Raw genomic sequence first — 22,751 nt, forward strand, 5'->3', positions numbered from 1 at the left:
GACTGTTTCGTTCTGGAAACGCCTGTAGAGGACATCATCATGATTAGTCTAAGTGACTTAAGAAAGTTTAAAGCCGAAGGACGCAAGTTCTCATGTCTTACTTGCTACGATGCAAGTATGGCTAAAGCTATGGAATTGGCTGAAATTGATACGATTTTAATCGGTGACTCTCTAGGAATGGCGATTCAAGGCAGAGACTCTACACTTCCTGTCACTGTCGAAGATATGGCTTATCATACCGCTGCTGTACGCCGTGGTAATTCACATGCCTTAATCATGACTGACCTACCATTTATGAGCTATGCAACGCTTGAAGATGGCTTGAAAAATGCCAAGACTGTGATGCAAGTCGGTGCTCAAATGGTCAAGATCGAAGGCGGAGCATGGTTAAGCGAGTTGGTTACGGTATTGACACGTAATGGTATTCCTGTCTGTGTCCATTTAGGTTTAACACCACAGTCAGTACATGTTTTTGGTGGTTATAAACTTCAAGCTAGAACACGTGAAGCAGCGGATCAATTGATCGCAGATTGCCAAGCCGTGGTTGATGCGGGTGCTGCGGTTTTATTACTTGAGTGCGTGCCAGCTCAACTGGGTAAAGAAATTGCCGAATTATTCCCGAATACGCCAGTGATCGGGATTGGTGCAGGCAATGAAACTGATGGTCAAGTCCTCGTTGTACAAGACATGTTGGGTTTAACTTTTGGTCGTGTTGCGCGTTTTGTGCGTAACTTTATGAAAGAGCAAGCGGGTGAAACTGCAATTGTAGATGCATTTAAATCGTATCATGCCGCAGTACAAGACCAGTCGTTCCCGGCCAAGGAACATACTTTCCAAGTTGAGCTTTAATTCATGAAAACTGAAACAACAATACAAGGCTTAACTGCATCACTAGCACCGACACGTAGCTCAAAAAAATTGATTGGTTTTGTGCCAACCATGGGTAATCTGCATGAAGGTCATTTGACTTTGGTGCGTGAAGCAAAAAAACTCTGCGATGTGGTCGTGGTGAGTATTTTCGTCAATCCAATTCAGTTTGGTGCAGGCGAGGATTTTGATAGCTATCCACGTACTTTAGAGCAAGATAGTCGTTTATTGGCAGATGCGGGCTGCGATATTATTTTTGCGCCTTCTGTTGAGCAAATGTATGGTACTCAACCACGTTTGACCAATATCAGTGTTAGCCAAATTACCGATGATCTTTGTGGTAAATCACGTCCAGGTCATTTTGATGGTGTCGCGGTTGTAGTGACCAAGCTATTCAACATTGTACAGCCAGATTATGCATTTTTCGGGCAAAAAGACTATCAGCAACTGGCCGTGATTCGTCAGTTGGTGCAAGACTTAAATATGCCACTGGAAGTGATTGGTGTGCCAATTATTCGTGCTGAAGATGGGTTGGCTTTAAGTTCACGTAATGGTTATTTAACTGAACAGCAACGTGCACTTGCACCGACAATTTACCAATTGCTCAAACAAGCTGAACAACAATTGCATGAAGGGCAGACACTTACACAAGTGTTAGAAAATATCTCAGCTCAATTGACACAGGCAGGTTTTGTTGTGGATTATGTGGAGGCTCGTCAAACCAACTTGCAACCGATTCAGCAATTTGACCAAAACTTGGTGTTATTTATTGCAGCGAAGCTGGGTTCAACACGTTTGATTGATAATTTGCAAATCGATTTTAAAACATAAAAAATGAAGGTAAAAACGCCATGAAGCGTATTCTTATCGTTACAGGTCAATCCGGTTCAGGAAAATCCTCTGCCTTACAAGTACTTGAAGACTTGGGCTATTATTGTATAGATAACTTACCTTTGGCGTTGTTGCCTGAAATTGTTGCAAAACTGGATCATGAAAATAATCTGGAGCAACTTGCACTTGGGGTCGATATTCGAAGTACCCGTGCAGATATGCAAGAGTTTGATCATGTTTTTGAGCAATTAAAAAGACATGGTTCGGTCGATGTGATCTACCTGACCACTCAGGATCAAGATTTGATTGCACGTTTTAGTGCATCACGTCGACCGCATCCTTTGGCCAGTCGTTTCAATAGTCTGTTGCAATGTATCCAAGAAGAGAAGCAATTGCTCATCCCGATACAATTCCGTTCAACAGTACATATTGATACGACTGATAAAAGTGTTCATGATTTAAAACATATTCTATTGTCTAAACTCGGGCAGTCAGATAACTTAATTGTGATTCTGCAGTCCTTTGGTTATAAACACGGCATTCCGTTGGATGCTGATTATGTATTTGACGTACGACATTTACCAAACCCGCATTGGGATTTAGAATTACGTCGTTTTTCAGGTTTAGATGAACCTGTACGCCGCTTTTTGGAAGGGAGTCAACAAACCAATGAGATGTTTGAAGACATTTATACTTTCTTGGATAAGTGGTTACCTGCATTTGCAGAAGGGCATCGCCATTACATGACCATTTCTGTGGGATGTACAGGCGGGCAACATCGGTCGGTTTATATTGTAGATAGACTCAAACAAGCCCTTGAGGCAAAATGGGCTGTCCAAATCTTACATAGAGAAATGAAGCACTGGTCATGATAGACACAACAATTGATGTAATTAATAAACTCGGCTTACACGCTCGTGCATCTGGTAAACTGATTGAAGTGACGACGAAATTCCGTTCTTCTATCCAAATTGGTAAGGGCGATAAGTTGGTTGATGCAAAAAATATTATGTCATTGTTGATGTTAGGCGCAGGTAAAGGCACCACATTAAGATTGGTGATTGAAGGTGCTGATGAAGACAAGGCACTGGAAGAAATTCAAACGCTGTTCGCAGCAAAATTTTACGAGGCAGAGTAATAGTGGCACGTGGTACCCAGCGTTATACCGATGAAGATTTTGAGTCATTAGATGGACGTGCGAGTAGGACTGAGCAAAAAAAAGCTGTGCAGCGAATGGCAGCTTTGGGTGAGCAATTGGCTCAACTGAATAAAAAACAGATTCAGAAACTTCCCGTTGATGAGCGTCTCATCGATGCTTTACTGGAAATACAAAATATTAGTGCGCATGAAGCACGTCGTCGTCAATTTTTACGTATCGGTAAATTATTGCGAAATGAAGATGAAACCGTCATTTTATCTTATTTAACACCGCAACAAGGTGCTAAAAAACAGATGCAATTAATGCGTTGGGTTGACCGTATGATTGACCAAGGTGATCCAGTGATCAATGAGTTTAGTAAGGTGTTTAATGCATCTGAACGCCATACCTTGCGTCAGCATGTCTTGCGTATTCACCGTGATATGAAGCAGCAAGGCAGTGAAGAAGACCTTGCCGCATCTAAGCTTAAATTTGTGAATTACGTACAACAAGTCGCTTTGTTATCTGAACAAGGTTAAAACTGAAAAAGAAGTTTCCAAGGAAACTTCTTTTTTGATTATGAGTTTGTTGATCTATTTTCCGCTCGTTCCTTGGCCCATTCTCTTAAAATAAATTTCTGTAATTTCCCTGTCGAAGTTTTTGGGATCTCAGTAATCACTACATCTTTCGGAACTTTAAATCGAGCGAGTTCCTTTTGACAATGTGCAATGATCTCCTCAGCTGATGTGGATGCACCTTGTTTAAGTTCAATAAAAGCACACGGCACTTCTTGCCAGCGTTGATCAGGTTTGGCTACCACTGCGGCAGTGAGCACAGCAGGGTGGCGATAAAGCACATCTTCAACTTCGAGCGAGGAAATATTTTCTCCACCTGAAATAATAATATCTTTCGAGCGATCCGTAATCTTGGCATAGCCATCAGGATGACTTACTGCTAAATCACCTGTATGAAACCAGCCACCTTTAAATGCCTCTTCTGTGGCTTGAGCATTTTTCAAATAACCTTTCATCACGATATTGCCACGGAACATGATTTCACCCATGGTTTGTCCATCATTGGGTACAGGTTGCATGGTGTCTGGATCAAGCACACGCATGCTGTCTTGCAAGGGATAAGGTACGCCTTGGCGAGAATGTAGCTGCGCTTGCTCCTGAATAGATAAATCACTCCAGCCGGCTTGTGAAGCACATAAGGCAGAAGGGCCGTAGGTTTCAGTCAAACCATAGACATGATTGACGTTAATGCCGATATTACGCATCCCCTCGATGATCGTCACAGGTGGCGCAGCACCTGCAACCATGACTTCAACATGATGCTCAAAAGCTGTCTTTTGTTCGCTTGGGGTGTTGATCAGCATGGAGAGCACAATTGGTGCACCGCAGAAATAATCCACTTTATACGCTGCGATGTATTTAAAAATTAACGCGGGGTCGACACGGCGCAGGCAAATATTAGTACCGCCACTGGCAGCAATTGACCATGCAAAGCACCAACCATTACAGTGAAATAGCGGCAGTGTCCAAAGGTAAACAGCACGGGGTTTCATGCCACAAGCCAAAATATTACTGGCAGCATTCAGATAAGCACCGCGGTGGTGATAGACCACACCTTTGGGATTGCCTGTGGTACCTGAGGTATAACTCAGACTAATTGCATCCCATTCATCTTGAGGAAGCAACCATTCGAAGGTTGGGTCACCTTGTGCTATCCATGCTTCATATTCATATTGACCAATCGCTATTTGTTCACCATCAAACTCAGGATCAAAGACGTCAATCACAATAATGTCTTGCGCAACAAGCTGAAGTGCTTCTTCTGCAACTTGTCGAAATTCAGGATCGACCAATAGCACTTTTGCTTCTGCATGTTCCAGCATAAAGGCAATGGTCTTGGCATCGAGGCGGGTATTTAAGGTATTCAGTACCGCACCTGCCATTGGTATAGCAAAATGTGCTTCAATCATGGCAGGGATATTGGGTAATAGCACGGAAACAGTATCGTTCTTTTGGATGCCTAAATGACGGAGTTGATGCGCAAACTGACGGCAGCGCTGATAAGTCTGTTGCCATGTGATTTGGCGTTGGCCATGAATAATTGCAGCCTGATTGGGATAGATATAAGCAGCCCGTTCTAAGTAGCGTAAGGGTGATAAAGCAACAAAATTTGCTGGATTTTTGGGTAGTTCGTCATATGCACTTACCATGTGTCTTGCTCCATTTCCGTTTTTTTCATTTATTGGTATTAACCTAGACTGTCATCGAGTCTAAATCATTTAGGCTTTAGTCGGAGATGAATCTGAACTGATCTCGGGTTTTTCTGGTTCAGAGGTTTCATCCATAGCTAAACCCGTGTAAAATCTTCGATACTTTTTTATCCGCCGTTTTTTATTTTTTGAGGCTTGCCTCAATACATAATCTCGCGGTGATATGCTCCTTCGTATAGGGCATCACTCCTTAAGGATTTTATTATGCCAATCATTACTTTACCAAATGGTGATCAGAAGCAGTTTGATCATCCGATTTCTGTGATGGAACTTGCTCAGAGCATTGGTCCAGGTCTTGCAAAAAATACTGTTGCTGGCCGTATCAATGATCGCTTGGTGGATGCTTGTGATTTAATCACAGAAGATGCGACAGTTCAGATTATTACCCCTAAAGATGAAGAAGGTTTAGAAATTATTCGTCACTCATGTGCGCACTTGGTAGGACATGCCGTTAAGCAATTGTTCCCAGAAGCGAAAATGGTGATCGGTCCTGTGATCGAAGAAGGTTTCTACTACGACATCTGGATGCCACGTCCATTTACTTTGGATGATATGGCTGCGGTTGAAGAGCGCATGAAAAAGCTCATCGATCAAGACTATGACGTCATCAAAAAGATGACACCACGTGAAGATGTGATCGCTGAATTCACAGCACGCGGTGAAGAATACAAGTTACGCTTGATTGCAGACATGCCAAATGAAACTCAAATGGGCTTGTACTACCATCAAGATTATTTAGATATGTGCCGTGGTCCGCACGTACCTAACACTAAATTCTTAAAATCATTCAAGCTCACTAAAATCTCTGGTGCTTACTGGCGTGGTGATGCGAAGAATGAACAGCTACAACGTATTTATGGTACAGCTTGGGCTGATAAAAAACAGTTAGCTGCTTATATCAAACGTATTGAAGAAGCTGAAAAACGTGACCATCGTAAAATTGGTAAAGCATTAGACTTGTTCCACATGCAAGAAGAAGCACCAGGTATGGTGTTCTGGCATCCGAACGGTTGGACCATTTACCAAGTGCTTGAACAATACATGCGTAAAGTTCAGCAAGATAATGGCTATCAAGAAATTAAGACACCGCAAATCGTAGACTTTACGCTTTGGGAAAAGTCAGGGCATGCGGCAAACTATGCTGAAAATATGTTTACGACTCACTCTGAAAGTCGTAACTATGCAGTCAAGCCAATGAACTGTCCATGTCACGTACAAGTCTTTAATCAAGGCTTAAAGTCTTACCGTGATTTACCAATTCGCCTAGCTGAATTTGGTTCTTGTCACCGTAATGAACCATCAGGTTCTTTACATGGGATTATGCGTGTTCGTGGCTTTACCCAAGATGATGCACATATCTTCTGTACCAAAGAACAGATTGGTAAAGAAGTTGCAGACTTTATTAAGCTGACTTTAGATGTGTATAAAGACTTCGGTTTTGAAGAAGTGCAAATGAAATTGTCTACACGTCCAGAAAAGCGTGTGGGTGATGATGCACTTTGGGACTTGGCTGAAAAATCTTTAGCAGATGCTTTGGATGATGCTGGCTTGGCTTGGGACTTGCAACCAGGTGAAGGCGCATTCTATGGTCCGAAAATTGAATTCTCATTGAAAGACTGCTTAGGCCGTATCTGGCAATGCGGTACAATCCAGTGTGACTTTAACCTACCAATCCGTTTAGACGCTTCTTATGTCACTGAAGACAATGATCGTGATCAACCAGTCATGCTTCATCGTGCAATTCTTGGCAGTTTCGAGCGTTTTATTGGTATACTAATTGAACACTATGCGGGCTTCATGCCACCATGGCTTACACCAATCCAAGCTTGTGTCATGAATATTACTGATTCACAAGCGGAAGCAAGTGAGCAAGTGGTCGCAAAACTCAAAGAAAATGGTCTTCGTGCTATTTCTGACTTGAGAAATGAAAAGATCGGATTTAAGATTCGTGAGCGTACCCTAGAGCGTATTCCTTACCTTCTTGTTCTCGGTGATCGAGAAGTTGAAGAAGGTACAGTCAATGTGCGTACTCGCTCAGGAAAAAATTTAGGTACTATGTCAGTAGATGCATTTATTGACTTAGTGAAATCTGCCGTTGCCGAACGTGGCCGGTATATCGTGGAGTAATAAAGATTAAACAGCCTGACCGTAACCAACAACAAGGTGCTAAAAGTAACCGTCCTGCAATTAACGAAGAGATCCGTGCGAAAGAAGTACGCCTCGTCGCTGCAGATGGAGAACAAAAAGGTGTCGTTTCATTAACTGAAGCGTTGCGTGCTGCTGAAGAAGCTCATCTTGACTTGGTTGAGATCGTTGCGAATGCAGAACCGCCTGTTTGTAAAATCATGGACTACAACAAGCACTTATTTGACTTAAAGCAAAAGCAAAAAGATGCGAAGAAAAAACAGCATCAAGTGCAAGTGAAAGAAATCAAATTACGTCCTGCAACGGATGTAGGTGATTACCAGATTAAATTGCGTGCAATTTTGCGTTTCCTTGAAGAAGGGAACAAGGTAAAAATCACTTTACGATTCCGTGGTCGTGAGATGGCGCATCAACAGCTTGGTTTGGCTCAATTGCAAAAAATTGAAGCAGACGTTGCTGAATTTGGCGTGATTGAACAAGCGCCTAAGATGGAAGGTCGTCAAATGGGCATGTTAATTGGTCCGAAAAAGAAAAAGTAATTTTTCTTATAAAAAAAGCACCGCTCTCAGCGGTGCTTTTTTTTGTCTAAAACGTATAACTCAATCAGGGATAAGTCTGTTAAAAAATGTCTAAGTATCATTGGATCAGCTGAAAACAAGCTATGATAGGATTTGTTGATAATTACACTATTCAAAAATAGGAATAAGACATGTCTACAGTTACTGGTACTCAAAAACTCTCTGAAATTAATCAAAAAGTGCTACAAGAAGGTGAGGTTTTACCACAAGTCACATTGAAAGATGGCAGTCGTGTACAAACGGGTACTGTCGCGACCATGCTGCACAATATTAATTTATATAATGCAGGCGTTCGAGGTACGGTTGAAGATGAGTTGATCCTAGCGGTTCCCACCTTATTTAAAGTGGGGATGTTTGATTTATTCTCTGTGGAAGAGTGGATCAATGGCAGTAATGCTGGTCGTAAATTCGTTGGAGAGAAAGCCAAAGAATTCTTGGATAATCAAGCTTAAATCTTTTCAACATTGTCTTTGAAAACACCGCTTTATTGTTTCTTTTCGTGCTTGTCTACTGATCAATAAGTAGGAAGTGTGCTATAACGCAACAACAGTCAAGATAACGATGAATAGGACAATATAAAATGATTGACTTATATTATTGGGGTACACCCAATGGGCATAAAATAACAATCGCCTTAGAAGAAATGGGACTTGAATATCAGATTTTTCCAATCAATATTTTGGAAAATGATCAGTTTCAGCCTGATTTTTTAAAAATCTCTCCCAATAATAAAATTCCAGCGATTGTCGATCAAAATGGTCCAAGAGGTGAGCCGATTTCAGTATTTGAGTCGGGTGCGATTCTACAATATTTAGGTCGAAAAACAGGTTTGTTCTATCCGACCGATGAGCAAGAGCGAGTCGAGGTTGAACAATGGTTGATGTGGCAAATGGGTGGATTTGGTCCAATGCTTGGGCAAAATCACCACTTCAATAAGTTTGCCTCTGAACGTATTCCTTATGCGATTGATCGTTATGTCAATGAAACCAAGCGTTTGTATAGTGTCTTAAACAAACAGTTGATTGGTCAAAAATTTGTAGCAGGCGAATACTCGATTGCGGATATGGCAATCTTACCTTGGGCGTTGCGTTACGAATGGCAGGGCATTCAACTTGAAGACTATCCGTATGTGAAAGATTATATTGAACGCTTAACAGCTCGTCCTGCGATACAAAAAGCCTTGTCGATCAAAGTTGGATGAATCAAGGTGTTGGGCTACACCGCTACTTAAAGCACTGGGCGATTGCGATGGGATTGTTGTTGCTTACAGCAATCCTTTGTGCTCAGCTGCAAAAGCTCTATTCAGAGAGTCATTTAGCGGTTTTGGTATTTGCTTTTATTACTGTTTTAGGGCTCTTATTTTCTACACTCTTTGCTTGGCTACAGCTAGAGACCAAAAATTCATATTTTAGTAGCTGGGTTTTTGCCGGCTTTTTAAGTTTATCCTTAGTGTTATGTAGCTATCTTGATCATACGGTCTCTATTGATTGGGCTGCGGTTTCTGCTAGTGAAATGCAACTTAGCCTGTACCAAAAAATTATTAGATCTGATCTTACATTTTGGCTCTTATTTGTTTTTCCATTCATTTTTTCAGTTACGTATTTTTCTATTCGATCTAAAAAAGCGAAAACTAAAAATTAATCTTTGCAAAAGCCATGATTTCGGGCATGTAAGCCTGACTATTTTATAATTGTGTAATTTTTCATCTAGTCTATGCATGTTCAAGCTACGATGATTTAAGCTCATCAAAGATAAAGCATCATGCAAGCAAAAATATCAGCCCTTTATTTAAAAAAGCTTGGTTTTGAGGGAGATTTCTCTCCAACTTTGGCTAATCTAAAAAGCCTATTAAGTCTTCATGTGCAAGCTATTCCTTTTGGTAATTTATCCTCTTTTTTAGGAGAGGAGGTTTCATTAGCGTCAGAGCAACTTGTGCAAAAATTATTGATTGAAAATCGTGAAGGCTATTGTTTAGAACACAGCACCCTAACCAGAATTGTGTTAACTGAACTGGGCTATGAGGCATATAACGTACTCGGTCGAGTGTATTATCAAAGTTCGCCTGTCAGTACTCCAGTGAGAACTCATTTGGTCACACTGGTACGTATTGATCAGCAATTATTTTTGTATGATCCTGGATTTGGAGGGATGACTCCGACCACGGTTTTATCTCTTGACAAGATCGGTGAAACATTGCAGACACCACTTGAACCGTTTAGATTTGTTGAAGTTGCCCAGAGTGGTTTGGATACGACTGTACTGACGGAAATGACGTATATGCTGCAAGTCTGTATTCATGATCAATGGATCAATGTCTATGCGATTAACCCTCAGCAGCAGATTGCAGATGCAGATGCTGTAATTGCAAACTGGTACATTTCGACTTCGCCTGAATCCTTATTTACCCAGTATTTAATGTTATCTACTGCCAATACAGAAATGCGAATGACCTTAAAAGATCGTGTTTTACGGACGCATGGCAAAGGAAGCTCTGACAAGAAAGAGTTATTCACTTTGGATGAGTTTGAACAAACCATTAAAAGCGTTTTTCGGATTGATATTTCACAGGAGATGCTTGAAGCGGCTTGGGCAAAATTAACCTTGAATCTATAGCATTCACGTTATATGGTCTGCTCTTGATGCTGTGTTGCTGCCTGTTTGAGAGAACCTTGTTTTGATGTCTTATTTGTTATTATTTCTCTCAGCCTTTGGTGCTGCCACCTTATTGCCTTTACAGTCAGAAGCGGTATTAATGACCTTGCTGGTACAAGGGCTTTCTAATCCTTTCTATCTTATCTTGGTTGCGACCATTGGTAATGTCTTGGGTTCTTGTGTGAATTGGTGGCTTGGATTAAAGATTGAACATTTTAAAGATAAAAAATGGTTTCCTGTTTCAGAACAAAGGTTGTTACAAGCACAGCAGATTTATCATAAATATGGCTTTTACTCCTTACTACTAAGTTGGACTCCTGTGATTGGTGATCCAATTACCCTGATTGCTGGACTGATGAAGGAAAACTTTTGGCGATTTTTATTGATTGTCACCATCGCCAAAGGCGGTCGTTATTTAACGTTATATGCTTTATATCTCGGTCTCTTTTAATGAGAAAGGGAAAGGTGGATTCTTTCCCTTTTGTTTAGTGATCCGAACCTTTAGTAATATCGACTTTGAATAAGTCATTGGTTTTAAACCAGCAATAACTCACTACGGCAAGTGTCATACAACCACCAAGAATAGTTGCAGTGATTGTGCCGAGGTATTTGGCTGCGAGACCAGATTCAAAAGCTCCCAGTTCATTACTTGAAGAAACAAACATTCCATTCACTGCTGCGACACGACCTCGCATATTTTCGGGTGGAAAAATTTGCAAGATGGTTTGACGCACTACGACAGAAACACTGTCACAAGCACCGGTCATGGCTAAAGCAAATAATGAAAGCCACATATGATTTGAGAAGGCGAACAGAATGGTAAAAATACCAAAACCTGCTACCGCTAATAACATATTCCGCCATGCATGTTGCATTGGTGGGAATTTGGTGAGTGCAATCATGGTGATGAGAGCACCAATAGATGGTGCGGCACGTAAATAGCCAAGACCTTCGGGACCGACTTTTAAGATTTCCTCAGCGAAAATTGGCAATAACGCAATCACACCACCAAATAGCACAGATACTAGATCAAGTGAGATCGCCCATAAAACAATTTTAGTTTTCCAGATAAAGCGGAAACCATCAGTCAGGCTTTGTAGTACGTTCTCCGTTTCCATTTTCGGGAAAGTACGTTTCTGCAAACGTGTAATTAAGATAAAGCAAATGGCCAATAATGCCGTGACAGCAAATAAGCTAGTTTCACGTCCCAGAAATGCTAGCATAAAGCCACCGAGCATAGGACCGATGATCACACCACTTTGCCAGCCAATTGTGGTCCATGTTGCACCGTTGGCATACAGTTCACGAGGGATTAGAAATGGTTTGAGTGATGTTGCCGATGGATTGTAAAAACCTCGAATGGTTCCTAAAGCAAAAATGACAGCATAGATTCCCCAAGAAAGAGCGTTGATTCCAATTTTTTCTAAACCGTGTAAATGAAACAGTGCCCAGAGAATTAAAGGTAAGGGAATCGAAAAGAATAAGCAGATTTTCATAATGGTCTGTTTATTCAATTTGTCTGCGAAATAGCCGCCCCATAAGGAAAGCGTGATAAATGGAATCGCTTCTGCCAGGCCAATGAAACCCAAGGTGAGTGGGTCACGGGTGATTTGATAAAGTGAATAGGCGACGATAATTTCCTGAATCAAAATTGCCAGTGTTAGGCAGAATTGATTAATAGTCACAATAGAGAAATCCCGATACCGCAATGCAGCAAAAGCATCATTCTGTATAGTCATATTCTTTTGAATTTAAGAGCTTGTATTTATTATAGGTGTTAATTTTGTGGATGTTTCTCGTAATTTGAGAATTGGTTATAGAAAATAACGTTTATAGAAAGTAGACGATTTACTATCAAAAAATGAGCATTTTACTTTTGTTTTCGCTTGCTATGCTTTAGAATACTGGCTCCCTTACCTGCAGGTCGTTTTTGCAATGGTGCAAACGTTCCGAACAGGTGTTCAAAAGAGGTTGTTATGCCTAAGATGAAAACTCGCCGTGGTGCAGCTAAACGCTTCAAAGCGACTGCAAACGGCTTTAAGCGTAAACAAGCGTTCAAACGCCACATTTTGACCAAAAAATCTGCTAAGCGTATCCGTCAATTGCGCGGCTGTGTAATGGTTCACGTAAGTGATGTTGCATCAGTTCGTCGTATGTGCCCATACATCTAAGGAGATTATAAATGGCTCGTGTAAAACGTGGTGTAGTGGCTCATCGTCGTCACAAAAAAATTCTTGCTCGCGCTAAAGGTTACTATGGTGCTCGTTCACGCGTTTATCGCGTAGCGTTCCAAGCGGTAATCAAAGCTGGTCAATACGCTTACCGTGACCGCCGTCAAAAGAAACGTCAATTCCGTGCTTTATGGATTGCGCGTATCAATGCTGGTGCTCGTCTTAACGGTTTGTCTTACAGCCGTATGATCGATGGCTTGAAAAAAGCTCAAGTGATCATCGACCGTCGCGTATTAGCTGACATCGCTATGCATGATGCAGTTGCATTTGCTGCTTTAGCTGAAAAAGCTAAAGGCGCATTAGCTGCATAAGCTTAGAGATTCAAAGAAGGCCGCTTTTTAGCGGTCTTTTTTTATTTCCGTCCTATAATTATAAGTACAGACAAGATTGTAGTAATAATTAATAAAAACTTAGCAAATTCATATTTCTGAACCAATAAAAATAGGCCATATAATATTATTAAGAGTATTGCTAAGACGATGAGTAGTGTGGTTAGTGCTCGCCAACCAGAAATAATTTCAGGTTCTGGCGATACGGTATTTTCGATAGCTGGTGAGTTTTGCAAACCAGATTGTTTTTTACTTGATATTATTTCTTTTTCTAACTCATTTTGAGTTTTTGCCGAGATGTAAGATGTTTGATAACTATTAGCAGTATGGCAAATGAGTTGGACAAATTGTTGACCGATTGACTCTTCATAGAGATTAAATTTATTTATTTCTTCCAGATCAAAGTTTTGATATTCAGACATTTCATTACGTGGATGTTTAAAGCCTCGAAGATGAATTTGTAAAGTTTCGAACTGTTGAAGCAGGGTGAATGCAAGATTATTTTGTGGAGAGGAAATTTCTAGCAATGGGAAAGTACATCCTTCTTCTTCGTGGGGGTAAAGATGTAAGTTGTTTGTGAACGAAATATCATAGGTTCCATAAAATTGATAAGGTGCGGAACGAATAAACTCTTGGGTTTCCTTATAGAAACTTTCCCAATTCAGACCGCTATCAAATATTCTAATTTTTTTATTTTGTTCCAAATTTAGAGGAATAAGAGTAAACAACATATAGTTGCACTCGTCTTGTGTGGATAGAGCTCCCCAAAACTCTCTAGGGTCACCTATAGGTTGGATCTCTTTTACAATCTCTCTTTTTATTTTTATTAATGCGATGTTGGTGTGTCTTAGCTTGAAAACTAATACTGGATAATTATTTATTTCAAATAAAAATTTAGATTGGGTTTTTTCAAATTCAGGAAAAAGTAAAGCAAAAGGGTAAAGTGAACAATCGTAGGCACCTTGATGAAATAGATCAAATATTAAGGCATCAATTGAGTCATAAATAAGCGAGCAATTCTCTAAATCTCGTACCATAAAAATATCGTGATTACGAATGCTCCAATGGTGACGAACGGCATGATAAGAAATTAGGCCTTTAAAAAATTGTTGGGCATTATGTTGTAAGCCTAAAATGAACTTCCAGTAATTATCGGTCATTGTTTTATGTATGCTGTTATTGGTGAGACGCTAAGCTTATTATCATATCTGAAATTAATGATGGATTAAAACGTGCGCAGACAATATCACTTTAGACAAGTTGGAGAGGATACTTATATTTGGGATGTTCATCGCTTGGTTGAACTGACAAATAAGTTCGTCGCCAAGAGATTACAACTTGTTGATATTCAAGAACTCAATGAAGCCTATTGGTTTCCAGATCAGTATCCGACCACACAGCAAATCATTGAACACTTTCAATTGGTGCAAGATGCTGATCTGAGTTATCCGATTATTCTGTGTGCTGAAGGTCGAGTCATGGATGGTATACATCGTGTTGCTAAAGCAAGCTTACTTAAGCAAACTGAGATTCTAGCGGTACAATTTGAGCAAACCCCTGAACCTGATTTTATTAATGTTGATGAAGATGACTTGGACTACGATGAGTAAATCAAAGATATGATTTATTTCAAGATTACATAACCTGAACATGTTTAATTAGACATTTACGTTTGAATCTTTTTACAGTAAAGAAAACAAGCGAAAGGTAAAAAATATGTTAGTGAGTGTAGAAGGCTTGGAACAAGGTGCGATTGAAGTAGAATTGAGTATTGTGCCGAGAAAGGGTGAGACCATTCGGATTTTTTATGGACCAGATGCTGAGGTTGAAGGTGAGATTGAAAATGTACATCACGTTATTAATCAGCATGATGGTGGACATAAAGTGATTTTAAAAATTAGACCTACTTTTTAAGTAGTGAAAAATAAAAACCTAGATTTTGAAATCTAGGTTTTTTTATGACTCGTATTGTTACAGACCAAAATAGTAAGCAACGAGACAAATAATCACAGTCAGTATAATCAATTTAATCACGCCTGATGCGCCAACTTTATGATGTTGCGTTTTATCAAGCTGATGATGTGGAACCTCCATTGTTCGATCAATGATTTCAGGTTCAGCGGCAGTGAGTTGAGCTGTTTGATAATGATTTGCTGTTTTCACAATCAGCTTGGCAAATAAATCATCAGTTTTTTGTGAAAAATTACGTAGATTAATTTGCTCTTCAGGGCTAATCAGTTCGCCAGAAGCATTGTAAGGGTGCAGTCTTTGTTGTTCTAAGTAATCCGTTAATGCCTGAGTGCGATGCAATAAGCTGTGAGCACAATCTGCTGGATAGTCTGTTGGAATCAATGCATGCTGTTGTTCTAATAGCGCAGTTGGATCAATGTCGTATCCGTAAAATGGAAAGTCTTGTTGTTCTGGTTCTGAAAAATACTCCGCATATTTGCTGGCGAACAATTCTCGTTCCAAGAATGAAGTAACATCATTCCAATTTAATTTTTGTAAATCCGTATTAATTTTTTTGGAAAATTTACCATTCAGCTCATAACGCCAAAGCGTTTCTACTCGCAAATTACTTTGCTGGGAAACTGGGGCTTCAAATTCTTTATCGCTGTTGTACCATTCAGGCAGTTCATGACCGCAGATCCAAGCTGTTTTTTTGTTGGCTTGATGACTGATAATAAAATGAGTGAAGGGAAGCAGCTCAACATTGGCATTGGGATTCTGCTCATCACTGAGTAAGCTTGATAAATGTAAGCTGAGTTTGTTAACCCCTTGTTTTTTTAGGCCTTCAAGCCAAACTTGAAAATGTTGGGCTAAGAGGTGTTGAGAAAGTAAATCTCTAAAAACTAGGCTTTTTTGATTGAAAATTGGGTGTTCAATCCAACGGCTAAAATGAAGTCCTCCTGCGAGGAATTCATTGCCATAGGTGACAAGTGTAAGCTGTTGTTTCCAAATCTGATCAAGCGCCATCGTTATTCTTTCTCATTGACGATATTGGTATCTTATCCATTTTATTCAATTATTGATCATTTTTTTCAAAAAATTAAGTGATCTACTTCGTCATCCTGTTGTTTTATCTTTACATTGACACTGAAAAAGTCGCTTATTTAAACCGTGGTTTATCTTCATAAAATAGGTAAAAAGCTGATAAACTATAGCGTTTTATTATATTTCTATATTTTGTTGCTTTGAGAGTTACTATGTCACTGGAAGCCCTGACCACTGAAGCGCTTGCTGCCATTGCAGCGGCTCAAGACCTTGCTGCACTCGATCAAGTCCGTGTGCAATTTACAGGGAAGAAAAGCCAGCTTGCAGAGCAGTCGAAAGCACTTGGAAAAATGGATCCTGAAGAGCGGAAAGTACAAGGTGCTGCGATCCATGCTGTTCGTGAAGCAATTAATACCACTTTGACTGAACGTCAACAGACATTACAACAAGCTGAACTTGCAAAGAAATTGGCAAGTGAAACGATTGATATTACTTTGCCTGGTCGCGGTCAGCGCATGGGAAGTATTCATCCTGTAACTCAGGTACAAGAGCGTATTTGCCAGTTCTTTACCAAAGCTGGTTTCCAAATTGCGTATGGGCCTGAGGTTGAAGATGATTATCACAACTTTGAAGCCTTAAATATTCCGGGTCATCATCCAGCTCGTGCTATGCATGACACGTTCTATTTTGATGCAACGCATTTGCTTCGTACCCATACTTCGGGTGTGCAGATTCGTACCATGGAAACTAGTCAGCCGCCAATTCGCATCGTGTGTCCAGGCCGTGTATATCGTTGTGACTCGGATCAAACGCATTCGCCAATGTTCCATCAGATCGAAGGTTTATACGTTGCAGAAAACACCAGCTTTGCTGAGTTAAAAGGTTTATTGATTAATCTTTTAAACGAATTCTTTGAAAAAGATTTAAAAGTCCGCTTCCGTCCTTCGTATTTCCCATTTACTGAGCCAAGTGCTGAAGTGGATATTATGGATGAGCGTGGTCGTTGGTTAGAAGTTTTAGGTTGTGGCATGGTACATCCAAATGTACTGCGTGCTGCAGGGATTGATCCTGATAAATACAAAGGCTTTGCTTTTGGTTTAGGGGTAGAGCGTTTTGCAATGTTGCGTTATGGCATCAATGATTTGCGTATGTTCTACCAAAATGATGTGCGTTTCTTACGCCAATTTGCCTAAACAGATTTGGACCTCTCCCTGACCTCTCCTAAAAGGAGAGGGGATCAAAAGTAGATTTATAGGTTTTTAACAAAATGAAAATTAGTGAAAATTGGTTACGTACGTGGGTGAACCCAGCAATTGATAGCGAAGCACTTTCTGATCAATTGACCATGCTAGGTTTAGAAGTTGATGAGTTAGCACCTGTAGCAAAACCATTTACAGGTGTGGTTGTGGGTGAGGTTCTCACCGTTGAGCAGCATCCAGATGCAGATCGTTTACGTGTAACGACAATTAATATTGGTTCTGGTGAGCCATTACAAATTGTATGTGGCGCGCCAAATGTTCGCGTGGGTATGAAAGCACCAGTTGCAACCATTGGTGCCGTACTGCCAGGCGATTTTAAAATTAAAAAGGGCAAGCTGCGTGGTGTGGAATCACAAGGCATGCTGTGTGGTGCTTCTGAAATTGATTTAGAAGATAAAATTGATGGTTTGTTGGAATTACCTGCTGATGCACCAGTGGGGGTGAATATTCGTGAATATTTAAAGCTTGATGACAATGTCATTGATATCAGTATCACACCAAACCGTGGTGACTGCTTTAGTATTCGTGGAATTGCCCGTGAAATCGCAGTGATCAATCAGTTAAAGATGAATGAGCCTGAGATTCAGTCTGTACCTGCAACAATCACAGATGAGAAAGCAGTAACGATTAGCACGGAAGGTACACCACGTTATTTGGGTCGTGTTATCAAAAATGTGAATGTCAAAGCGGCAACTCCTGAGTGGATGGAACAAGCTCTTGCACGTTCAGGTATTCGTACGCATAGTATTTTGGTCGATATTACCAACTACGTGTTGCTTGAGTTGGGCCAACCCATGCATGCCTTTGACTTAGCAAAAATCGAAGGTCCAATCCAAGTTCGTCAAGCCAAAGCTCAAGAAAAATTGACGCTGTTGAATGATCAAGAAGTTGAATTGCAAGATGACATGATGGTCATTGCAGATGATCAAAAGGTTCTAGCTATTGCAGGTATTATGGGCGGCTTGGACTCATCGGTTACTGATGATACCCAAGACATTTTCCTTGAAAGTGCATTCTTTGCACCTTTAGCGATTGCAGGTCGTGCACGTCGTTTTGGTTTACATACGGATTCATCTCAACGTTATGAACGCGGTGTGGATTTTGAATTGCCAATGATTGCTATGCACCGTGCTTCTGATCTAATTCAAGCCTTTGCTGGCGGTGAGTTTGGTCCAATCACAGTTGCTGAGCTAGTCGCTTTGTTGCCAAAACGTGAATCAATTGAGTTAAAACAAGCTCAAGTTGACCAATTACTCGGTTATCAAGTGGCAGGTGATTTTATTGCCGATGCTTTGACACGTTTGGGCTGCGTGGTTGAAACCAAAGCACAAGGTGAGTGGCGTGTTGTCCCGCCTTCGCATCGTTATGATATGGCAATCTATCAAGACTTAATTGAAGAAGTTGCCCGTATTGATGGTTATGACAATATTCAAATCAGTTTGCCGAAAATTGATGCGAAATTAGAGAAATATCAAGATCGTTTTGAAATTACTCAATTACGTCAAACCGTTGCGACATTGGGCTACCAAGAAGCAATTAGCTTTAGCTTTGCCGATGCAAAACTTGAGAAGCAGTTGAATCCAAATGTACAGCCATTGATGTTGGCGAATCCAATTTCAAGTGATTTGGCTGCAATGCGTAGCACTTTGTTATCAAGTCTGATTCCATGTGTACAGTACAACTTAAATCGCCAACAGCAGCGTGTACGTTTCTTTGAACTCGGTTTACGTTTTGATTATCAGAATGCACAAAGCATTCATGATCTGAAACAGATTCCAACTTTGGCATTGATTGCAGTAGGTTCACGCACACCAGAATCTTGGCATGCAAAACCACAAGCAATGGATTTCTTCGATTTCAAAGGTGAGGTTGAAGAGATTTTAGCAGCGGGACGCATCAGTGTTGAATTTGCGCGTACTGAGCGTGCATGGTTACATCCAGGCCAATCTGCAGAGATTTTAGTCAATGGACAATCGATTGGTTATTTGGGGCGCTTGCATCCATCTTTGCAAAATGAGCTTGATTTAGATACAACTTGGGTCGCAGAGCTGGATCAGCAGGCAGTTTTGCAATCTTATGTATCTAATTTTACAGAATTATCACGTTTTCCATCGGTTAGACGTGATATTGCGCTTTTAATCTCTGATAATATTGAGGTAAGAGATATTCAGCGGTTAATTGAGCAAACTGGTGGAGAGTTACTCGACTCGACATGGTTGTTCGATGTGTATACGGGGCAAGGGGTTGAACAAGGCAAACGCTCTTTAGCTTTTGCAGTGCTATGGCAACATCCAACTCGTACGCTTGAAGATGCTGAAATTAAATCTGGTATGGATAACATTATTCAAGTGTTGGAAGACACTTACCAAGCGACATTGAGGGCCTCATGACAGCACTAACAAAAGCAGATATGGCGGACCATTTAAGTGAGCTTACTAGCTTAAATCGCCGCGAAGCAAAACAAATGGTCGAGTTATTTTTTGACGAAATCAGCCAAGCATTAATTGCGGGTGAACAAGTCAAACTTTCTGGCTTCGGTAATTTCGAGTTGCGTGACAAACGTGAACGTCCAGGACGTAATCCTAAGACAGGTGAAGAAATTCCAATTTCTGCACGTCGAGTAGTAACGTTTAGAGCGGGTCAGAAATTTAGACAGCGTGTTGGGAATGAGCAGATCGATTGATCTGCTTTTTTATGCCTATGATTTACTTTAATAAAATTTAGGCATAAAAAAAGAGAACCGTAAGGTTCTCTTTTTTTTAATCTAAAACTAGATTAGTGTGCAGCAGAAGCTGGAGCAGCCGGAGCAGAAGCAGCAACTTCAGAAGCAGCAGCAGCAACAGTAGAAGCAGCAGCAGTAGTAGCTTCAGAAGCAGCAGTAGTAGCTTCAGAAGCAGCAGCTACAGCTTGAGAAGCAGCAGCAGTAGCGTCAGTAGCTGGCGCTTCTTCTTTCTTAGAGCAACCAACGAAAGCTAAAGTAGTAGCAATAGCAGCAGCAACAGCGAATTTTTTGAATAACATGGCATCACTCTCATAAAATTGTGAGATTAAAAAAAACCTTAAGTTAGTCTGTTTGTGCTTTTATTATTCCTAAACGCTTTAGGTAACAACGCAGGGAGCAGCCTAACTGGTCTGATGCTATCCTATCAAAGCAATTCATGAATTACTACTGTTCTGTCCAACAAAACGACAAAAATGGGCAGAATTTGGCTATTTTTTGATAGAAAATAACTATGGAAAATAGATTTTGAATCGGTAAGTTAAGGAAAATAAAGAATTTTATTTTATTATTTTTATATAAAACAATAACTTGAATTTTTTGATAAATTTTAAATGAATGTGTAAATATTCTGTAAGTCTGTCAACCAAATAAAAAAAGCCACCATTGAGGTAGCTTTTTTTATGTGTGCTTAGAACTTAGGTTGATGCTTTACGCTTCATTTGATCGAAGAAATCATCATTGGTCTTGGTTTCTTTCATACGATCCAATAGGAATTCCATCGCAGCAAGCTCATCCATTGGGTGTAGCAATTTACGTAAAATCCAAACCTTACGTAAGTTATCTTCATCCATTAAACGTTCTTCACGACGAGTACCTGATTTCTTGATGTTCATTGCAGGGAACACACGTTTCTCAGCAATACGACGATCAAGGGTAATCTCTTGGTTACCCGTACCTTTAAATTCTTCGTAAATCACATCATCCATCTTACTGCCTGTTTCAATCAAAGCAGTAGAAATGATCGTCAAAGAACCGCCTTCTTCGATATTACGTGCAGCACCAAAGAAACGTTTAGGACGTTCTAAAGCGTGAGCATCCACACCACCAGTTAATACCTTACCTGATGATGGAATTACCGTGTTGTAAGCTCGCGCAAGACGGGTAATTGAGTCAAGAAGAATGACGACATCTTTCTTATGCTCAACCAGACGTTTTGCTTTCTCGATCACCATTTCAGCAACTTGAACGTGACGGGCAGGAGCTTCATCGAATGTAGATGCAATTACCTCACCACGAACTGTACGTTCCATTTCGGTGACTTCTTCAGGACGTTCGTCAATCAAAAGTACGATTAAAAAGACTTCTGGGTTATTACGCACAATTGATTGAGCAATCGTTTGCAATAACATTGTTTTACCTGCTTTTGGCGGTGCAACAATAATAGAACGTTGACCTTTACCGATTGGCGCGACTAGATCGACAACACGAGAGGTTAAGTCTTCAGTCGTACCATTACCGAGTTCCATGACCAATTGCTCAGTAGGGAATAGTGGCGTAAGGTTTTCGAATAAAATTTTATTACGTGAGTTTTCAGGTGTATCGTAGTTAATTTGGTTTACTTTCAACAAAGCAAAATAACGCTCACCTTCTTTTGGTGGACGAATTGTGCCAGTGATGGTATCACCCGTACGTAAATTAAAGCGGCGAATTTGTGATGGGCTCACATAAATGTCATCTGGCCCTGCGAGATACGAACCAGCAGCAGAGCGTAGGAAGCCAAAACCATCAGAAAGAATTTCGAGAACACCATCACCAAAAATTTCTTCGCCATTCATGGCGTGGCGTTTTAAAATGGCAAAAATAATATCTTGTTTACGGTTACGTGCCATGCCTTCAAGGCCCATAAACTCCGCAATTTTAATGAGTTCGCCAATGGGTTTTTTCTTGAGTTCAGTTAAGTTCATAAGTGGTCAGACAGAATGGAATAAGTGGAGGACTACGTTAGGGAAAGAATAAAAAATCGACCGCATACATACATGCTGATGTAATTGTATTTACACAACCACGATTCAGTAGTCTGGTTCATTGTTTCAGAGAGAAATGTGAAAACAATTGTTTATTGCCGAGCGGCGATCTTATGTTTTGTGTCTTGGTAAGAAGCGCAATGAAGTAGATTCCATTCAAAGCTTCTTGATTCAGAAATATAGAGGAAATCAAGGAATTTGTCAATTTTTAGCTAAAAATACGCGATTCAATGAATCACGTATTTTCAGATTGACCATTTAACAATTGTATTAGATGTTTTGATCAATGAATGCTGCAAGTTTTGAACGAGGTGCTGCGCCAACTTGTTGAGCAACAACTTCGCCATTTTTAAACATTAATAATGCTGGGATATTACGAATGTTATATTTTACAGCAATATCTTCACATGCAGTCACGTCAACTTTAACGATTTTTACTTTACCTGCATATTCATTTGACAAGTCTTCTAGAACAGGTGCAATTGCTTTACAAGGCGCACACCAGCCAGCCCAGAAGTCAACAAGTACAGGAGTTTCAGCATCTAAAACATCTGCTTGGAAGTTTGAATCAGTTGTATTAACAATAGTCGCAGACATGAGGTTGCTCCAAATTTAAGAAATAAAGTGCGAATTTGATCATCATCACGATGAATATTACATTGCCGCTTTATTCAATGTAAGGGTTTGTTGTGATTAT

At 40.3% G+C, this 22,751-nt stretch carries 26 protein-coding genes; 19 read left to right on the forward strand and 7 right to left on the reverse strand.

What is annotated here, in order from left to right:
* Positions 1 to 39 precede the first annotated feature (39 nt).
* Genes panB through yjgA form a run of 5 tightly spaced genes read left to right on the forward strand, consistent with a single transcriptional unit; the run spans position 40 to position 3,375 of the window.
* Positions 40 to 849, forward strand: coding sequence for a 3-methyl-2-oxobutanoate hydroxymethyltransferase (panB, locus tag GBI66_RS16130; RefSeq protein ID WP_005184787.1), 810 nt, complete (start codon positions 40 to 42; stop codon positions 847 to 849).
* Between the two features lie 3 nt (positions 850 to 852).
* A complete protein-coding gene (gene panC / locus GBI66_RS16135) occupies positions 853 to 1,698 on the forward strand; it encodes a pantoate--beta-alanine ligase (RefSeq protein WP_005184785.1) in 846 nt (281 codons plus the stop codon).
* Positions 1,699 to 1,718: 20 nt separating this feature from the next.
* Positions 1,719 to 2,570 (forward strand): RNase adapter RapZ, encoded by an 852-nt coding sequence (rapZ, locus tag GBI66_RS16140; RefSeq protein ID WP_005146575.1) that lies wholly within the window; start codon positions 1,719 to 1,721, stop codon positions 2,568 to 2,570.
* Positions 2,567 to 2,836, forward strand: a complete 270-nt coding sequence (locus GBI66_RS16145) for an HPr family phosphocarrier protein (RefSeq protein WP_004804467.1) — start codon at positions 2,567 to 2,569, stop codon at positions 2,834 to 2,836. Before rapZ ends, GBI66_RS16145 begins: the two co-directional genes overlap by 4 nt.
* A 2-nt stretch (positions 2,837 to 2,838) precedes the next feature.
* Positions 2,839 to 3,375: a ribosome biogenesis factor YjgA gene (gene yjgA / locus GBI66_RS16150; RefSeq protein ID WP_151716799.1), complete on the forward strand. Its 537-nt coding sequence runs from the start codon at positions 2,839 to 2,841 to the stop codon at positions 3,373 to 3,375.
* 38 nt (positions 3,376 to 3,413) lie between these two features.
* On the opposite strand, the gene GBI66_RS16155 is transcribed toward yjgA, so the two are convergent.
* The gene (locus GBI66_RS16155) at positions 3,414 to 5,060 is read right to left on the reverse strand and encodes an acyl-CoA synthetase (RefSeq protein ID WP_151716800.1); all 1,647 of its coding nucleotides are present in this window, start codon (positions 5,058 to 5,060) and stop codon (positions 3,414 to 3,416) included.
* Positions 5,061 to 5,324: 264 nt separating this feature from the next.
* Here GBI66_RS16155 and thrS point away from each other — a divergent pair, with 264 nt between their 5' ends.
* The 7 genes from thrS to GBI66_RS16190 all read left to right on the forward strand — a co-directional run bounded on the left by thrS (position 5,325) and on the right by GBI66_RS16190 (position 10,946).
* Positions 5,325 to 7,247, forward strand: coding sequence for a threonine--tRNA ligase (thrS, locus tag GBI66_RS16160; protein ID WP_005184776.1), 1,923 nt, complete (start codon positions 5,325 to 5,327; stop codon positions 7,245 to 7,247).
* Between the two features lie 5 nt (positions 7,248 to 7,252).
* Complete coding sequence (infC, locus tag GBI66_RS16165) at positions 7,253 to 7,804, forward strand: translation initiation factor IF-3 (RefSeq protein ID WP_081401483.1); 552 nt, start codon at positions 7,253 to 7,255, stop codon at positions 7,802 to 7,804.
* A 170-nt stretch (positions 7,805 to 7,974) separates the two neighbouring features.
* Entirely contained in the window at positions 7,975 to 8,295 is a 321-nt protein-coding gene (locus tag GBI66_RS16170) for a hypothetical protein (protein WP_151716801.1), read from the forward strand.
* A gap of 128 nt (positions 8,296 to 8,423) precedes the next feature.
* Positions 8,424 to 9,044 (forward strand): glutathione S-transferase N-terminal domain-containing protein, encoded by a 621-nt coding sequence (locus GBI66_RS16175; protein ID WP_005184766.1) that lies wholly within the window; start codon positions 8,424 to 8,426, stop codon positions 9,042 to 9,044.
* A complete protein-coding gene (locus tag GBI66_RS16180) occupies positions 9,041 to 9,484 on the forward strand; it encodes a hypothetical protein (protein ID WP_151716802.1) in 444 nt (147 codons plus the stop codon). The genes GBI66_RS16175 and GBI66_RS16180 overlap by 4 nt, the downstream gene beginning before the upstream one ends.
* A 120-nt stretch (positions 9,485 to 9,604) precedes the next feature.
* On the forward strand, positions 9,605 to 10,456 hold the full coding sequence (locus tag GBI66_RS16185; RefSeq protein WP_151716803.1) for an arylamine N-acetyltransferase: 852 nt from the start codon (positions 9,605 to 9,607) through the stop codon (positions 10,454 to 10,456).
* A 64-nt stretch (positions 10,457 to 10,520) separates the two neighbouring features.
* On the forward strand, positions 10,521 to 10,946 hold the full coding sequence (locus tag GBI66_RS16190) for a YqaA family protein (protein ID WP_005051656.1): 426 nt from the start codon (positions 10,521 to 10,523) through the stop codon (positions 10,944 to 10,946).
* Positions 10,947 to 10,980: 34 nt separating this feature from the next.
* On the opposite strand, the gene GBI66_RS16195 is transcribed toward GBI66_RS16190, so the two are convergent.
* A complete protein-coding gene (locus GBI66_RS16195) occupies positions 10,981 to 12,234 on the reverse strand; it encodes an MFS transporter (RefSeq protein WP_151716804.1) in 1,254 nt (417 codons plus the stop codon).
* A 237-nt stretch (positions 12,235 to 12,471) separates the two neighbouring features.
* Here GBI66_RS16195 and rpmI point away from each other — a divergent pair, with 237 nt between their 5' ends.
* Both rpmI and rplT read left to right on the forward strand, forming a co-directional pair.
* Complete coding sequence (rpmI, locus tag GBI66_RS16200; RefSeq protein ID WP_004278281.1) at positions 12,472 to 12,666, forward strand: 50S ribosomal protein L35; 195 nt, start codon at positions 12,472 to 12,474, stop codon at positions 12,664 to 12,666.
* 11 nt (positions 12,667 to 12,677) lie between these two features.
* A complete protein-coding gene (gene rplT / locus GBI66_RS16205; protein WP_004664213.1) occupies positions 12,678 to 13,037 on the forward strand; it encodes a 50S ribosomal protein L20 in 360 nt (119 codons plus the stop codon).
* A 41-nt stretch (positions 13,038 to 13,078) separates the two neighbouring features.
* Here the strand turns inward: rplT and GBI66_RS16210 are convergent, their stop codons facing one another.
* Positions 13,079 to 14,215 carry a hypothetical protein gene (locus GBI66_RS16210; RefSeq protein WP_151716805.1) on the reverse strand — a complete coding sequence of 379 codons (1,137 nt, stop codon included), beginning with the start codon at positions 14,213 to 14,215 and terminating at the stop codon, positions 13,079 to 13,081.
* Between the two features lie 72 nt (positions 14,216 to 14,287).
* Here GBI66_RS16210 and GBI66_RS16215 point away from each other — a divergent pair, with 72 nt between their 5' ends.
* Entirely contained in the window at positions 14,288 to 14,665 is a 378-nt protein-coding gene (locus GBI66_RS16215; RefSeq protein WP_151716806.1) for a hypothetical protein, read from the forward strand.
* Between the two features lie 106 nt (positions 14,666 to 14,771).
* The gene (locus tag GBI66_RS16220; RefSeq protein ID WP_005184732.1) at positions 14,772 to 14,969 is read left to right on the forward strand and encodes a hypothetical protein; all 198 of its coding nucleotides are present in this window, start codon (positions 14,772 to 14,774) and stop codon (positions 14,967 to 14,969) included.
* Between the two features lie 57 nt (positions 14,970 to 15,026).
* Here GBI66_RS16220 and GBI66_RS16225 read toward each other — a convergent pair whose 3' ends face one another.
* The gene (locus GBI66_RS16225) at positions 15,027 to 16,031 is read right to left on the reverse strand and encodes a hypothetical protein (protein ID WP_151716807.1); all 1,005 of its coding nucleotides are present in this window, start codon (positions 16,029 to 16,031) and stop codon (positions 15,027 to 15,029) included.
* A gap of 230 nt (positions 16,032 to 16,261) precedes the next feature.
* Between GBI66_RS16225 and pheS the strand changes: the two genes are divergently transcribed.
* From pheS to GBI66_RS16240, 3 genes are all read left to right on the forward strand, one after another.
* Complete coding sequence (gene pheS / locus GBI66_RS16230; protein WP_151716808.1) at positions 16,262 to 17,242, forward strand: phenylalanine--tRNA ligase subunit alpha; 981 nt, start codon at positions 16,262 to 16,264, stop codon at positions 17,240 to 17,242.
* 74 nt (positions 17,243 to 17,316) lie between these two features.
* Positions 17,317 to 19,698 (forward strand): phenylalanine--tRNA ligase subunit beta, encoded by a 2,382-nt coding sequence (gene pheT / locus GBI66_RS16235; protein ID WP_151716809.1) that lies wholly within the window; start codon positions 17,317 to 17,319, stop codon positions 19,696 to 19,698.
* The gene (locus GBI66_RS16240) at positions 19,695 to 19,991 is read left to right on the forward strand and encodes an integration host factor subunit alpha (RefSeq protein WP_000126166.1); all 297 of its coding nucleotides are present in this window, start codon (positions 19,695 to 19,697) and stop codon (positions 19,989 to 19,991) included. Before pheT ends, GBI66_RS16240 begins: the two co-directional genes overlap by 4 nt.
* A gap of 92 nt (positions 19,992 to 20,083) precedes the next feature.
* On the opposite strand, the gene GBI66_RS16245 is transcribed toward GBI66_RS16240, so the two are convergent.
* The 3 genes from GBI66_RS16245 to trxA all read right to left on the reverse strand — a co-directional run bounded on the left by GBI66_RS16245 (position 20,084) and on the right by trxA (position 22,651).
* Positions 20,084 to 20,329, reverse strand: coding sequence for a hypothetical protein (locus tag GBI66_RS16245; RefSeq protein WP_151716810.1), 246 nt, complete (start codon positions 20,327 to 20,329; stop codon positions 20,084 to 20,086).
* Positions 20,330 to 20,725: 396 nt separating this feature from the next.
* Entirely contained in the window at positions 20,726 to 21,994 is a 1,269-nt protein-coding gene (rho, locus tag GBI66_RS16250) for a transcription termination factor Rho (protein ID WP_005146524.1), read from the reverse strand.
* Between the two features lie 330 nt (positions 21,995 to 22,324).
* The gene (gene trxA / locus GBI66_RS16255) at positions 22,325 to 22,651 is read right to left on the reverse strand and encodes a thioredoxin (RefSeq protein ID WP_005184718.1); all 327 of its coding nucleotides are present in this window, start codon (positions 22,649 to 22,651) and stop codon (positions 22,325 to 22,327) included.
* Positions 22,652 to 22,751 lie beyond the last annotated feature (100 nt).

Origin of the sequence: Acinetobacter sp. TUM15071, assembly GCF_008980925.1 — a bacterium.
In the GTDB taxonomy this organism is placed as follows: Bacteria; Pseudomonadota; Gammaproteobacteria; order Pseudomonadales; family Moraxellaceae; genus Acinetobacter; species Acinetobacter dispersus.